At 72.2% G+C, this 14426-nt stretch carries 14 protein-coding genes; 1 reads left to right on the forward strand and 13 read right to left on the reverse strand.

Going from position 1 to position 14426, the window contains the following annotated elements; all coding sequences use genetic code 11:
• Position 1 precedes the first annotated feature (1 nt).
• The 12 genes from MTP13_RS14735 to MTP13_RS14790 form a co-directional block, all read right to left on the reverse strand.
• Complete coding sequence (locus tag MTP13_RS14735; RefSeq protein WP_189086432.1) at positions 2-307, reverse strand: AzlD domain-containing protein; 306 nt, start codon at positions 305-307, stop codon at positions 2-4.
• On the reverse strand, positions 304-1050 hold the full coding sequence (locus MTP13_RS14740) for an AzlC family ABC transporter permease (protein ID WP_424221782.1): 747 nt from the start codon (positions 1048-1050) through the stop codon (positions 304-306). The genes MTP13_RS14735 and MTP13_RS14740 overlap by 4 nt, the downstream gene beginning before the upstream one ends.
• Positions 1051-1139: 89 nt before the next feature.
• Positions 1140-3386: a DUF1684 domain-containing protein gene (locus MTP13_RS14745; RefSeq protein ID WP_243568446.1), complete on the reverse strand. Its 2247-nt coding sequence runs from the start codon at positions 3384-3386 to the stop codon at positions 1140-1142.
• Entirely contained in the window at positions 3383-4414 is a 1032-nt protein-coding gene (locus MTP13_RS14750) for an Ldh family oxidoreductase (RefSeq protein ID WP_243568447.1), read from the reverse strand. Before MTP13_RS14750 ends, MTP13_RS14745 begins: the two co-directional genes overlap by 4 nt.
• Complete coding sequence (locus MTP13_RS14755; RefSeq protein WP_243568448.1) at positions 4399-5280, reverse strand: ABC transporter permease; 882 nt, start codon at positions 5278-5280, stop codon at positions 4399-4401. Before MTP13_RS14755 ends, MTP13_RS14750 begins: the two co-directional genes overlap by 16 nt.
• Positions 5277-6047 carry an ABC transporter ATP-binding protein gene (locus MTP13_RS14760; protein ID WP_243568449.1) on the reverse strand — a complete coding sequence of 257 codons (771 nt, stop codon included), beginning with the start codon at positions 6045-6047 and terminating at the stop codon, positions 5277-5279. Before MTP13_RS14760 ends, MTP13_RS14755 begins: the two co-directional genes overlap by 4 nt.
• Entirely contained in the window at positions 6044-7090 is a 1047-nt protein-coding gene (locus MTP13_RS14765; RefSeq protein ID WP_243568450.1) for an ABC transporter substrate-binding protein, read from the reverse strand. Before MTP13_RS14765 ends, MTP13_RS14760 begins: the two co-directional genes overlap by 4 nt.
• A 194-nt stretch (positions 7091-7284) precedes the next feature.
• Complete coding sequence (locus MTP13_RS14770; RefSeq protein ID WP_243568451.1) at positions 7285-7833, reverse strand: hypothetical protein; 549 nt, start codon at positions 7831-7833, stop codon at positions 7285-7287.
• A 122-nt stretch (positions 7834-7955) separates the two neighbouring features.
• Positions 7956-8720 (reverse strand): amino acid ABC transporter ATP-binding protein, encoded by a 765-nt coding sequence (locus MTP13_RS14775; RefSeq protein ID WP_243568452.1) that lies wholly within the window; start codon positions 8718-8720, stop codon positions 7956-7958.
• The gene (locus MTP13_RS14780; protein ID WP_243568453.1) at positions 8717-9742 is read right to left on the reverse strand and encodes an amino acid ABC transporter permease; all 1026 of its coding nucleotides are present in this window, start codon (positions 9740-9742) and stop codon (positions 8717-8719) included. The genes MTP13_RS14775 and MTP13_RS14780 overlap by 4 nt, the downstream gene beginning before the upstream one ends.
• A 5-nt stretch (positions 9743-9747) precedes the next feature.
• Positions 9748-10662: an ABC transporter substrate-binding protein gene (locus MTP13_RS14785; RefSeq protein WP_243568454.1), complete on the reverse strand. Its 915-nt coding sequence runs from the start codon at positions 10660-10662 to the stop codon at positions 9748-9750.
• Positions 10663-10717: 55 nt separating this feature from the next.
• Positions 10718-12391 carry an amidohydrolase gene (locus tag MTP13_RS14790; protein WP_243568455.1) on the reverse strand — a complete coding sequence of 558 codons (1674 nt, stop codon included), beginning with the start codon at positions 12389-12391 and terminating at the stop codon, positions 10718-10720.
• A 157-nt stretch (positions 12392-12548) separates the two neighbouring features.
• Between MTP13_RS14790 and MTP13_RS14795 the strand changes: the two genes are divergently transcribed.
• Positions 12549-13538: a LacI family DNA-binding transcriptional regulator gene (locus MTP13_RS14795; protein WP_243568456.1), complete on the forward strand. Its 990-nt coding sequence runs from the start codon at positions 12549-12551 to the stop codon at positions 13536-13538.
• A 32-nt stretch (positions 13539-13570) separates the two neighbouring features.
• On the opposite strand, the gene MTP13_RS14800 is transcribed toward MTP13_RS14795, so the two are convergent.
• Positions 13571-14257: a FadR/GntR family transcriptional regulator gene (locus MTP13_RS14800; protein ID WP_243568457.1), complete on the reverse strand. Its 687-nt coding sequence runs from the start codon at positions 14255-14257 to the stop codon at positions 13571-13573.
• Between the last annotated feature and the right edge of the window lie 169 nt (positions 14258-14426).

The following is a 14426-nucleotide window of genomic DNA, read 5'->3' on the forward strand; positions in this document are numbered from 1 at the left end:
CTCAGCCGAAGGCGCGGATCGCCGCCGCGACGACCGCGGCCGCCGCGACCGCGACGATGAACGGCGCCCGGATGGCGTAGAGCGCGGCGGCGACGATGAGCGCGGGCACCCGCGCGTCGACGACGAGCGCCTGCCCGGCACCGAGCGTCTGCACGACGATGAGCGCCGCGAGCAGCGCGACCGTGAGGAGATCCGCGATGCGCGCCGGACGCTCGCGCTCGAGGAAGCCGACCGGCACGAGGTAGCCGCCGAGCTTCAGCGCCAGCGTCGCGGCGGAGGCGATGAGGATGAGGTGCCAGGTCGTCATGCGCGCCGCCTCCGGTCGAAGAGGTCGAACCAGCCGACGAGGAGGGCCACGAGCGCGGCGATCAGCACGGGCAGTCCGGGCATGACGAAGGGCATCACCACCGCCGCGACCACGGCCGCGCCGACGGCCACGGCGCCGGCCTGGAACCGCTTCAAGCGCGGCCAGAGGAGGCCGAGGAAGGCCGCTCCGGCCGCGGCATCCAGTCCCCAGGCCCTCGTGTCGCCCATCGCGTCGCCGATGAGCGCGCCCGCCAGCGTCGTCAGGTTCCAGCCGACGAACACGATCGCCCCGGTCAGCCAGAAGCCGAGCCGGGCGTTGCCCGGCAGCTTCTGCGCGAGCGCGACGGCGGTGGACTCGTCGATCGTGATCCAGGCGGCCAGCACATTGCGTGCCGGGCTGCCGCCGACGAGCGGCTTCATCCGCATGCCGTAGACGACGTTGCGGATGCCGAGCATCGCCGCCGTCGCGATGGCCGAGCCCCCGGCGGCCGCGCCGCCGGCGGCGAGGACGCCGACGAGCGCGAACTGGGAGCCGCCGGTGAACATGACGAGGCTCAGGAAGACCGTCTGCCACACGTCGAGGCCCGCCGCGACGGAGAGCGCGCCGAAGGAGATGCCGTAGATCGCCGTCGCGACGCCGACGGCGACGCTCTCGCGGATCGCCCGGGCGCGCTCTCCGGCCTCGTCGACGGCCTCGTCGGGCGTGAGCGCCGCCGCGTCGTCGCCGGCTGGACGTTCCTCCACTGCACCTCCTCGGGCGCCCGCGCGCCGGTTCGCAGCATACCCGGCGCCGGGCGGCGACCCGGCCCGGCTGCCGGCGCGGGTGGCCGGGCTCAGGCGGCCGGGGCCTCGAAGGTGAGCACGCGCGCGATATCGGTGACGGGGCGCTGCTCGCCGGCGAGCACCTCGAAGTCGAGGTGGTTCTGCTGCGGCACCACCGGGCAGGTCACGAAGTTCGTGAACGCGCAGGGCAAGGCGTGCAGGTAGTTGAAGTCGATGACGTCGATGCGCTCGCCCGCCTCGTCGGCGAACTGCAGCTCGACGACGCGACCGGCGCCGTAGGTGGTGCGCCCGCTCGTGAGATCGCGAAGGTGGGCGACCGGCTGGACCCCGTGCGCCGTGTCCTTGCCGATGATCGCGAGCTCGTAGCCGCGCCCCTCGAACTCGAAGCGCAGGGTGCCGATGCGCGCGGTCGTCTCGCGCACGCCCGACTCGACGGTGGGCTGCTCGACGTCCTCGCGAGCCGCGGGCGTGAAGCTCGCGGGGAGCCGCCACGCGGGGTCGTAGTCGTAGGCGGTCAGGCCGGAGAGGTCGACCCCCGCCGACGCCTCGGGGTCGCGGACGCGGATGGCGTAGAGCGGGTCGCCGCCGTCGCTCGTGCGGACGATCGTCTCGACCTCGCTCCGGCCGAAGTAGACGGGCGCGCTCGTGCCGTGGCCGTAGGTCTGGTTCCGGCCGGGCCGGATCTCGACCGGTCCGCTCGGGTGCTCGCCGTCGACGACGAGGTTCGGCCCCTCGACCGGAGGCGTGTAGACGATCCGCCCATGCTCGACCGACCAAGTGCCGGGCAGCAGTTCGAACGTCTCGCCCCGCGAGGCGTCGGTGAGCCAGTACTGGGCGACGAGCGCGGTCCAGCCGTAGGGCCGGCCGAGCTCGGCGACGCGCGCGTGGCGCCACTCGCGCCACTGTCCCTCGAGGTGTTCGATCGCTGGCATCGGGGTGGTTCCTTCTCTCGTGGTGGTTCGTGGTCGGGCGGCGGCCGCGCGGTGGATGAAGGCGCAGATCTGCTCGAAGGAGTCGGCGCTCGCACGGGCGTTGCCCCGCGGGGTGCCGCCGTTCGAGTAGCGCACGCCGGAGACCGGGTGCACGCGCTCGATGTCGGTGCTCGGCAGATGCGGCAGGCCGATGCCGTGCCCGGCGTCCTCGTAGTCGAGGTGCAGGCGCTCGGCGCGGTGCCCGTGGCGGGCGAGGCTCGCGAGGGCCATCCGCGATCCGCCGCTCGAGGGCCACGCCCGGTCGTCGAGCCCGGACACGCAGGCGACCGGCCCGGCGAAGCGTTCGATCGGGATGCGCGAGGCGAGCGCGAGCCGGCGGTCGCGGAGCCCGTCGACGTAGACGTCGGCGTGCCGCGTGGGGGGCGGCTCGTCGTTCCAGGGCTGCCAGTCGACCTCGGCGTTGTCGTGCCAGAGGTGTTCGAGCGGCTGCCCGCCGTGGGTCCAGCTCGGCCCGTCCCAGCCGTCGGCGGGGTCGGCCGCGCCCTGCGCGCCGAACACGTAGGCGCCGGGCACGAAGCCGGCGATCGCGAGGATGCGGTCGGGGAAGGTCGCCGCGAGCAGCAGCGAGAGCTCGCCGCCGCGCGACTGCCCGGTGACGATCGGCGCCCCGCCCGCGGGGTCGAGCTCGTCGCGCACGAACGCGATCGCGCGCTCGAAGTACTCGAGCGGGGTGCGCGAGAGGAAGTCCGGCAGGCCGGGGCCCCGGAAGTAGCCGAGCGCCAGCGCCTGGATGCCCCGTGCGGCATACTGGGCCGCCCGCGCCTCGTTGATGCCGCCGCCGGAGCCGTTCAGCACGATGGCGGTCGGGAACGGCCCCGGCCCCGCCGGTCGGAACAGCGTGCCGACGAGCCCGTCCCGCCGGACTTCCCGGCGCTCGACCCCGGGCACGAGGAGCTGCTGCACGAGCTCGGCGTGCGCCTCGGCTCCGCCGGCCCCGGTGTCGCCGAGCTCCGGCAGCCCGGTGCCGGGCTCCTCTCGGGCGTGCAGCCGGGTGACGAGGGGCTCAGCGACGTCGAGCGGTTCCGCGGGGCCGCTCGTGCCCGGCTCCCGGCGCTGCGCCCAGCAGAGGCCCATGGCGTCGGCCGTGCGGACGTCGCCCGAGACGGGCGCGTCGCGGTCGAGATCGATTCGGCCGTCCGCGTCCGCGAGATAGCTCGCCTGCGCCGCCCAATCCCCACCGCTGCGCCGAGTCGTCGCCCGGATCGTGACGAGTGCCCCCGGCGCGGCGCCCCGGACGGTGATCGCGCGTCGCTGCCAGAGTGGCGCCACCGGCGGGTCGACCCGGAGTTCGAGCGCCCCGCTCATCGGACGCCGCCCGTGGCGTCCGCGCCGAGGCCGAGCCATTCCGCGGTCGACTCGTCGAGCGCGACCCTGGCGGTCGGTGCGGGCTGCTCGGCCAGGGTGCTCGTCCGCGTCGGCAGGGCGTCGAATCGCGCCGGCAGGTGCCCGCCCGCCGCCTGCCACTCGTCCGCGAACCGCGCCGCGCCGGCGGCGACGTCCGCCGCACCGGTGCCGCTGGCGTCGACGGCGATCAGGATGGCCCCGCGCGTGCCGTCGGCGGCCCCGCGCCCGCCCGTCACGACGCCGGCGAGCAGCTCCACAACGAGTCCGGTGAGGGAGCCGAGCAGGCTCGCGGGAACGAGCGCGGCGAGGCGCGAAGCATCCGTCGTCGCGGCGCCGTCGGCGTCGATCGCGAGTCCGGCCGGCAGCGCGCGGCCCTCCGCGCGATGGCGACGGAGCGCCGCCATCGTCGCGGGCGCCGTGGCGTAGTCGACGACGAGCGGCGGCGTGTCGGGCCTCGGCACGGCGATCGCGATCGGGTTCGTGCCGACGACGGCATGGGTGCCGCCCCACGGCGCGACGATCGGCGGCGCCTGAGCCGCGAGGAACGCGACGAACCCCTGCTCGGCGAGCTCGCGAGCGGCGAGCCCGAGCACGCCCAGCGCGCCCGCGCCGCGGATGCCCACGATCGCCGATCCGTTCGTCGTCGCGCGCTGCGCCGCGACCGCGGTCGCGCGGGCGAGCGCGAGGATGCCGGGCCGCCCCGAGGCATCGATGCTCGCCGTCGGCGCGTCGGAGACCGGCCCCGGTGGCTCGGCCTGTTGCGCCAGGCTCGACCCGGCGGCCAGCCGGCCGAGGTCCCGCCGGAGCATCCCGATGCCGAAGTCCGGCAGCCCGAGCAGCTCGGCCTCGACGAGCCAGCGCGAGGCGAGCTCGAGTTCGGCGAGCGGCGCCTCGGGCGCGGCCTTCCGGAGCCGGTCGAGGGCGAGCGCCTGCGCGGCGCCTGCGTCGAAGGAGATCGACATGCCGACCCCGCTCAGTACTTCACCCACGGCACGAGGCGTCGCTCGAGATAGCCCTCGAGCGCGGTCGCGCCGTAGCCGAGCGCCGAGATCGTCACGATGCCGACGTACATCTTCGAGACCGCGAAGGTCGACCACGAGCTCCAGATGAGATAGCCGAGGCCGCTCTGCGCACCGACGAACTCGGACGCCGCGATGATCACGAAGGCGCCGCCGGTGGCGAGCTTGATACCCGTGAAGATCGAGGGCAGCGCGTAGGGCAGCGAGACGGTGAGCCGGCGCTGGATGCGCGAGGCCCCGTTCGCCCTGGCGACGTCGTCGAACAGCGGCGGCGTCTGCATGACGCCGCTCATCGTGTTGAAGAAGAGGTAGAAGAAGACGCCGATCGCGACGATGACGTACTTGCTCGTCTCGCCGAGGCCGAAGATCAGCAGGAGCAGCGGATAGATCGCGACCTTCGGGATGGGCAGGAGGCTCGAGAACACCGGCTCCAGCAGCAGGCGCACCGAGCGGACCGACCCCAGCAGGAGGCCGAGCAGCACGCCGGGGATCGCGCCGAGCACGAAGCCGACCGCGATGCGCGACAGGGTCATCAGGATGTCCGCGACGAGCTGCCCCGAGACGAGCAGGTTCACGAAGGTCTCGACGATCGCCGTCGGAGCGGGGAAGAACCGCGCGTCGAGGATGCCGAGCCGACTGAGCGCCTCCCAGACCACGAGCAGCAGCAGCGGCGTGTACGGGCCGATGCGACGGATCCACGGCGAACCGCGCTCCGCGCGCACCGCGGCGGCGAGAGTCACGCGGATCTCCTCGCGATCGGCGGCGGTGACGGCCGGCCCGGGGCCCGCCTGGGCGGCGGACGCCCGCGCGGCGTTCGTCTGCGTGTCGGTGCTCACTGCGGCACCACCTCCTCGGCCGCCGTGTCGCCCTCGAGCAGGTTCCACAGCTGGTAGGTGATCTCGCCGTACCGCGGATCGCGGCGCAGCTCGATGATGTCGCGCGGGCGGCCGAACGGGATCTCGACCTCGGCGATGATGCGGCCCGGCCGGTGCGACATCACCACGACCCGGTCGGCGAGGGTCAGCGCCTCGTCGACGCTGTGGGTGATGAACAGCACGGACTTCTCGGTCTGCTCCCAGATCCGCAACAGCTCCTGCTGCAGCGCGACCCTGGTCTGCTCGTCGAGCGCGCCGAAGGGCTCGTCCATGAGCAGCACGTTGCCGTCGTCCGCGAGCGCCCGCGCCACCGAGGTGCGCTGCCGCATGCCGCCGGAGATCTGGGAGGGGTAGTACCCCGCGAACTCCGTCAGCCCGACGAGTTCGAGCAGCTCGGCGACACGCGCTCGGCGCGCGGCCCGGGGCACCCGGCGGAGCCGCAGCGGGTAGGCGACGTTCTCGGCGACCGTGAGCCACGGGAAGACCCCGTGCTCCTGGAAGACCACCGAGGGGCGGCTCTGGGTCTCCACCGTGCCGAGGCTCGGCTTCTCGAGACCGGCCGCGATGCGCAGGAGCGTGCTCTTGCCGCAGCCGGAGGGCCCGAGGACGCAGACGAACTCGCGTTCGCCGACCTCGAGCGAGACGTCCTCGAGGGCGACGAGCACCTCGTCGCGATTCTCGGCGCTCGGGTAGGCCTTCCAGAGCCCCTCGACGGAGATGCCGCTCATTTCGCGGCGGCCGCCGAGCTCGCCTCGGCCGAGGCCTGCTCGAGCAGGTCGGCGCGGAACACCTGCTCGATGCCGGAGTCGCCCTGGAACTCGAGCGCGCCGCGGTCGCGGAAGAACGCCTCCTGGCGAGCGACGTCCTTCCAGTCGATCGCGCCCTCCGGGTCCTGCACGGTGAGGCCGATGGACGTGAGCGTCTCGACGGGGAGGTCGGTGTACTCGGCGATGACCGCCTGGTCGTCGGCGTCCTGCCAGCCGCCGTCGGCGAGCTCCTGCACGGCCTTCAGGTAGGCGGAGGTGAAAGCGACGACCGCCGCCGGGTGCTTCTCGACGTAGTCGGTGTTGAACACGAGCGCGCCGAGCTCGACGCCCGCCTGGTAGTCGACGTCGAGGATCTCGTGCCCGAGCCCCTGCGAGATGACCGCCGAGGAGATGGGTTCGATCGACCAGGTCGCGTCGATGGAGCCGTTCGCGAGCGCCGGCGGGATGTCGCCCGGGCTCAGGTTCACCAGTTCGACGTCGTCGAGCGAGAGGCCGGCCGACTCGAGCGCGAGGTGCACCGAGTAGATGCCGAAGCCGCCGTCGCCGGGGATGCCGATCTTCTTGCCCTTGAGCTGCTCCGCCTCGGTGATGCCGGACTGCTCGGAGGCGAGGAGCGGCGAGGGGTTCTTGCCGGACTCGGGGATGCGCGAGACGCTCGCGATGACGGAGAGCGAGGCTCCGGCCTTCGTGGCGTTGAACAGGCCCGCGCCCCAGGTCGCGCCGCCGGCCACGATGTTGCCGGTGGAGACCTGCTGGTACGTCTCGCCCGAGCTGCCGCTCTTCGAGATGAGCTCGACATCGACGCCGGCGTCCTCGAAGTAGCCCTTCTCCTCCGCGAGGAAGAACGGCGCGTAGTCCGCGTACGGCGAGTAGAGGAAGGTGATCTTCGGGGCGTCCTCGACGGACTCGCTCGCCGGTTCTCCCCCGCCCGCGCTGCACGCGGTGAGGAAGGCGGCGCTGGCGAGGAGGGCGAGGCCTCCGACGAGACGGCGGCGAGTGCGCATGTGGAGCTCCAGGATTCGGGGGCGACCGCGGGCGGGGGCCCGACGGCGAACCGCTCCAGCGGGGCGGGCCCAGCGCGTGGAGCGGTACTCAGGAATGTACCGATCGCGCACGGTCCGGTGCTGGCCCGCGCGTCACATTGGGTCACGCGGTGGAACGTTCCTTCAATGGGGATGCCGCGCCGAGCGCCCGAGGATCAGCTCTCGGCTACGGGGCAGAGCACGTCGGCGACCCAGCCGTACTCGAAGCCGTCGTTGCCGAAGACGACGGGGGCCGCCTCGTACGGCACGACGTCGTGCAGCTCGATCGTCGCCGTCTGCTCGGGCTCGTACCCCTCCGGGTCGTTCGAGAACCAGAGGACGACCGAGACGGTGGCGCAGTCCGACTCGGTGAAGACGGCGCTCTGCCAGCATCCCTCGGCGTACTCTGCAGGGCATAGCCCGCTGTAGCGCCCGTCTCCGTAGTTCTCGAGCGCCGCGGGGAAGGTGTAGCGCGTCTCGCCGGACTGGAGCCGGTCGACGAGCTCGGACGCCGCAGCCGCGGAACCGTCCGCCTGCCCGTCGACCACGACCGCGAACTGCTGACCGAGGTGCACCGCCGCGAAGCTCACCGGGACGAGCAGCACGAGGAAGAGCGCCGCGGCGCCGCCGGCGATCGCCGCGATCACCCCGCCGCCCACCCCGCGAGCACGCGTCGGCGGGGGGCTCTGCGGAGCCGGTCCTGGCAGCGGCGAGTACGGGTCCATCCCGCGATCCTACGGGCGCGGGCGGTCCCGGCGCCGCCACCCGAACGCGGGGCGCGCCGGGCCCTCCGTCGCGGCGCCGCGACCCGGATCGGAGGCACGAGTTCCGATCCGGGCCGCCACGCTCACAGCACCTTCGAGAGGAAGGCCTTCGTGCGGCCGTGCTGCGGCCGCACGAGGACCTCGTCCGGGGTGCCGTGCTCGACGACGACCCCGCCGTCCATGAACGTCACCGTGTCGGCGACCTCGCGGGCGAAGCCCATCTCGTGGGTCACGACGATCATGGTCATGCCGCTCTCGGCAAGGGACTTCATGACGTCGAGCACCTCCCCCACGAGCTCCGGGTCGAGGGCCGAGGTCGGCTCGTCGAAGAGCATGAGGTCGGGCGTCATGGCGAGCGCCCTGGCGATCGCGACGCGCTGCTGCTGCCCGCCGGAGAGCTCGCGCGGGTAGGCGTCCGCCTTATCGGCGAGCCCCACCCGGTCGAGCAGCTCGAGCGCGCGCTGCCGCGCCTCCGAGCGCTGGGCGCGCTTCACGAAGACCGGCGCGCAGGTGATGTTCTCGAGCGCGGTCATGTGCGGGAACAGGTTGAAGCGCTGGAACACCATGCCGATGTTCTCGCGCTGCGCCGCGGCCTCCGCGGGCTTCAGCTCGTGCAGCCGCTCACCGTGCTCGCGGTAGCCGATCAGCGTGCCGTCGACCTCGATCCGGCCCGAGTCGATCGACTCGAGATGGTTGATGCAGCGCAGGAACGTCGACTTCCCCGACCCGGAGGGACCGAGCAGACAGCTCACCTCGCCGCGTCGCACCTCGAGGTCGATGCCCTTCAGCACGTGCGTGTCCCCGAAGGACTTGTGCACCTCCTGCGCGCTGACCTTGATGTCGCTCATCGGGCCTCTCCTTCCGGCATCCCGGCATCCGCGCGCATCCCAGCACCCGGGAGCGTCCCGGCAGCGCTCGGTGCGGCGACGGCCTCCGGGCTCGCGAGCACCACCGGACCGCGCTCGGCGGACTCCTGGCGCCTGCGCCGCTTCGGCGTCGCGCCGTGCCCGAGCTGGCCGCGCGAGAAGTGCCGCTCCAGCCGGCTCTGGCCGATCATCATGATCGAGGTGAAGAAGAGGTACCAGACCGAGGCCACGAGCAGCAGCGGGATCGGGTTCAGCGTCGCCGCCGAGATGTCCCGGGTGCGCGTGTAGAGGTCCCAGCTGAAGGGCACCGCCGTCACGAGCGACGTCGTCTTCAGCATGGAGATGACCTCGTTGCCCGTCGGCGGGATGATCACCCGCATTGCCTGCGGGATGACGACCTTCCGCATCGTGAGCCACCAGCCCATGCCGAGCGCGGAGGCGGCCTCCGTCTGGCCGGGGTCGATGGAGAGCAGCCCGGCTCGCACGATCTCGGCCATGTAGGCGGCCTCGTTCAGGGCGAGCCCGAGCACGGCGATCCAGAACAGCGGGATCACGTCCGCGGTCTCGAGCACGAGCCACGGCTCCATGAACGGCAGGCCGAGGTTGATCGTCTGGTAGATCGAGCTGAGCAGGCCCCAGAACACGAGCTGCACGTACACCGGGGTGCCGCGGAAGAACCAGATGACGCCCCAGGCGATCGCCCGCAGCACGGGATTGTCGGTCTCGCGCATGACCGCGAGCACGATGCCGACGACGACCGCGCCGATCATCGCGAGGAAGGTCAGGGCGAGCGTCACGCCCGCCGCCTGGATGACGCGGACGTCGAACAGGTAGAGCGCGAACGCGGGCCAGTCGTACGCCTCGCGCTGCGCCGCGTCGATGATGAACGCGAGCAGCAGGAAGATCAGTGCGAAGGCCAGGAGGTTCCGCCACGGATGCCGGAGCGGCACCGCCTGGATGGGTTTCGGACGCGCCACCGGGACGGCGCGGGTGATCTCGGACACGACGGCTACTCGGTGCCGGCGTTGACCGTGATGGCGTCGAGACGCCCGGCCTCGACGCCCCAGAACTCGAGGATCTCGTCGTACGTGCCGTCGTCGTGCAGTTCCTGCACGGCGGCCGCGAAGGCCGCGACGAGCTCGTCGTTGCCCTTCTTGAACGGCGCGCCGGCGGGGAGCGTCTCGTAGATCTCGGAGCCGACGAGCTTGCCGCCGCTGTTCTTCACGGCGTAGCTCACGACGGGCGAGTCGGCGACGAAGGCGAAGGCGCGGCCGAGGGTCACCGCGGCGACCATCTCGTCGGTCGTGTCGTAGCCCATGACCTCGATCGAGCCCTTGCCCTCGGCGGCGCAGCGCTTGTCGACCTCCGGAAGGTAGTAGAGCGGGGCGGAGCCGCCGTTCGGCACCGAGATCTTCTGGCCGCAGATGTCGAGCTCGTCGTCGATCGGGTTCTCCTCGAGCGAGCCGAACTGGTTGCCGGCGAGGAAGAAGTCGACCATGTCGAAGTTCTCCTGTCGCTTCAGGGTGTCGTAGTAGCCGGCGATGCCGGAGTCGTACTTGCCGAGCTCGATCTTCGGGATGATGTTCTCGAACTTCGAGATCTCGTTCTTGGGCTCGAGGCCGAGCTTCACGATGGCCGCATTCATGAGGTCGACCTCCCACCCGATCGGGTTGCCGGCGTCGTCCTTGAACTCGTTCGGCGGGTAGGTCGCGTCGACGGCGAGCACGAAGGTGCCGCGCTCGGCGATGTCGGCGGGCAGCAGCTTCGCCGCCGCCTCGCTCTTCTCGATCTTCGAGAGGTCGACGGCCGAGTTCGCCGAGGCGGTGCCGCCCTCCGCGGCCTGCTGCTCGGCGTCGGCGGCGGCCGTGCAGCCGCTCAGGGCGAGCGCGGTGAGGGCGGCCGCGGCGATGAGGCGCTTCTTCATTTCGTTTCCTTCGGTTGGGGGATGGATGGGCAGGTGGATGGTGCGGTGAGGCGGGTCAGGCGGCGACGGCGTCCGCCGCGTGCACGAGCGCACCGTCGACGTACACGAGCGCCGCCCGGGTGAGGTGGAGCTCCGCGACGGGCGCGGCGAAGGGGTCCCGATCGGCGACGACGAGGTCGGCGAGCTGTCCGGGCGCGATGCGCCCGAGATCTGCGTCCCGGCCGTTCGCCTCGATCCCGCCGAGCGTGTAGGCCCGCAGGGCGACGTCGAGCTCCAGCCGTTCCTCCTCGAGGAAGACGCGCGGGCTGTAGTCGGGGTGGCCCTCCGGCATGCGGCGGTTGACGGCGACGTGGATGCCGAGCCAGGGGTCGGCCGACGTCACCGGCCAGTCCGAGCCGCCGCAGAGGTGGCTGCCGGCGCGGTGCAGCGAGCCGAACGGGTACTGGTGGCCGACCCGCTCCTCGCCGAGGAAGGGCACGGTGAGCTCGACCATCTGCGGGTCGTAGCTCGCCCAGAGCGGCTGCATGTCCGCCGAGGCGTTGAGCTCGGCGAAGCGCGGCACGTCCGCGGGGTTGATGATCTGGATGTGCGCGAGCAGGTGCATCGTCGTCGAGGCCTGGCCGTTCTCCCGCCGGGCCGCCGCGATCGCGTCGAGCGCGCCGCGCACCGCCTGGTCCCCCAGGGCGTGGAAGTGCACCTGGAATCCGAGCCGGTCAAGTTCGGTGACGTACTCGGGCAGCTTCGCCGGGTCGACGAAGGCGATGCCGCGGTTGTCGCTGTGGCGGCATTCGTGGCCGGGCACGAGGTAGGGCTCGATCATCGCGGCGGTCTGGTTCTCGGCGACGCCGTCCTGCATGATCTTCACCGTGTCGGCGCGGAAGCGACCGCCGGCGACGGCGGCGCGCTTCTCGAGGAACGCGGGGATTTGCTCGAGCCCGAGCGAGCGCTCCCACCACAGCGCGCCGTTCACCCGGCCGATGAGTTCGCCGCGCTCCTCGGCGCGTCGGTAGACGTCGTAGAAGAACGGGCTGTGATTGCCGTACTGCCCGATCAGAGCGTCCTGCCAGCTCGTGATGCCGTAGCCGACGAGCTTCTGCTGGCCGACGCGGAATCCCGCGCACATGTCGTCGAAGCCCGGTTCCGGGGCGTGACGGAGCGCCAGCATCCGCGCCCCCTCGTGCAGGGTGCCCGTGGGCTCCCCCGAGGCGTCGCGCTCGATGCGGCCGTCGGCCGGGTCGGGGGTGTCGCGGTCGATGCCGCAGCGGCGCAGCGCCTCGGCGTTCACCCAGGCGCTGTGGTGGTCGCGGTTCGACAGGATGATCGGGCGGTCGTCGCAGATGGCGTCGAGGTCGGCGCCGAGCGGCGCGCCGCCCGGGAAGGCGGCCTGCTGCCAACCGGCTCCGACGATCCACTCGACGTCGGGGTTGCGCTCGACGTAGCCGCGGACGAGCTCCAGGTAGTCCTCGCGGGTGTAGCCGTCCGAGAGATCGCAGCCGAGCATCTCCATGCCCGCTTCGACGGGGTGCACGTGGGCGTCGTTCATGCCCGGGTGCAGCAGCCGGCCGTCGAGCTCGACCACCTCGGTGTCCGGTCCGATCGCGGCGAGCACCTCCTCGCCCACGAGCACGATGCGGCCGCCGGCGACGCCCACGTGCGTGGGGCCTGCGTGGTAGCGCTCTCCGTCGAACAGCGCGCCGTTCGTGAACGCGAGATCGAGTGCGTCGGTCAACCCTGACTCCTTGGTACTCTGACAACCGTTGACATTCCGGCGAACTTAATCGTTTAAGGAATGATGGGTAGCCTATTGACGGGCACCGGCCTTGTCAACGCGTTCGACGACGCCGTCCGGTCCCCGCAGTTCGACCTCGGCACCCCGGAAGGCAGGCGTGGGAACGACACTGAAGGACCTCGCAGGGCACCTCGGCATCTCGGCCGCCGCCGTCTCGATGGCGCTCAACGGCAAGCCCGGCGTGTCGGAGCAGACGCGCGAAGAGGTGCGCCGCGCCGCCGAGGAGCTCGGCTACCGGCCGAACCGCACCGGCCAGGCGCTCCGGCTCAGCCGGACCAACACGATCGGCGTCTACTTCCCGTCGACCGTGATGGAGTACTCGCTCTACTTCGCGGAGATCATGCGCGGGATCGTGGCCGGCTTCGCCGACACCGAGCTCTCGCCGCTGCTGCTGCCCTCGGCCGGCGAGACGGGGCTCGTGCGGGACTTCCCCGAGGTCGACGGCTTCGTCGTCGTCGAACCGCACTCGGACGACCTGGGCATGTTCGAGCTGCTTCGCAGCGGCCGGCCGACGGTCTGCATCGATCCCCCGCCGGCCTCGGCCGAGGCGCCATGGGGCGTCGTCGAGGCGGATGCCCCGGCCGCCACCCGCGACAGCCTGCGGCACCTCGTCGCCCGGGGCGCCGCGCGGCCGGGGCTGCTCACGATCGAGTCCGTCTCCGAGTGGAGCCGCACGATCGAGGCGAGCTACCGAGACTGGTGCGTCGAGCACGGCGTGGACCCGGCGATCATCGCGATCACCGCGAGGCAGAGCAACGAGGAGATCCTCGAGCTCCTCGAACGGGAGCTCGGCGCCCCCGTCCCCTGCGACGGGCTCTTCGTCGCGGGCGACGCGGTCGCGCCCCGCATCGCCGGACTCCTGCGCACCATCGGCCGCTCCCCCGACGGCGGCTTCCCGCTCGTGTCGGGCGTCGACAGCACGATGATGGAGTTCCACACGCCGCCGATCTCGGCGATCGACCTGAACCCCTACGGCTACGGCGTGCACGCCGCCCGCATGATGGCGGTACTGCTGCACGAGTCGGGCCGGCCCGCGGAGCCCCGCATCGAGCGGTTGCCGGCCCCGCTCGTCGTCCGCGGCACCTGAGCGGCAGACGCCGCGCCGGCCGCGCGGCGCCGTCAGTCCCGGCCGCTCGCCGCCGCGACGACCGTCTGCACGGCACGGTCCGCCTCGGTCACGATGGCGGCCAGGGCGCGCGAGGCATCCTCGGCGCGCCCCTCGGCGACGGCGAAGGCCACCTCCTGATGCAGGCGCAGGGCCGCGGGGTTCGCCTCGTGCGGCATGAGGTCGTGGGCGGTCCGGCCGCGGAGCACCTCGCCGATGACCGGGCCGAGCGCGGCGAAGAAGTGGTTGCCCGAGGCATCCAGCACCGCGGCGTGGAAGGCGATGTCGTGGTCGAGGTACGGCGCTCCGTCGGCCTCGCGGGACTGCTCCGCCATGCCCGAGACCGCGGCGAAGATCGCGGCGCGCTGCTCGGCCGTCGCGTGCTGGGCGGCGAGACCGGCCGCGAGCGGCTCCACCCCGCTGCGCAACTGCGAGAGCGCATGCAGCACGTCGAGCCGCTCCGGGCCGGCGAGGCGCCAGCGGATGAGCCGGGGGTCGTACGGGTTCCAGCGTTCGCTCGGCAGGATCTCGACACCCGCACGGCGCCGCACCTCGACGAGCCCCATCGACTCGAGCACCCGCACGACCTCGCGGAGCGCCGAGCGGGACGCGCCGAAGCGCTCGGCGACGTCGGTCGTCAGGATGCGCGAGCCCGGCGCGAGTCGTCCGGAGACGATCTCGGCGCCGAGCGTCTCGATCACTCGCTCGTGAAGGGCAGATGACCCGGGCGACGCTGCATCCATCCCCCGATTATCTCGGACTGTCGGTGACGAAGTAATGTCGGACCCGTTTCGATCGGATTTGGAATATGACCTACATATAACCATAATCAGAATCCCCGGACTGATCGCTCCCCCGCTGGACGCTCAC

It is taken from the genome of Agromyces soli (assembly GCF_022811605.1).
GTDB lineage: Bacteria > Actinomycetota > Actinomycetes > Actinomycetales > Microbacteriaceae > Agromyces > Agromyces soli.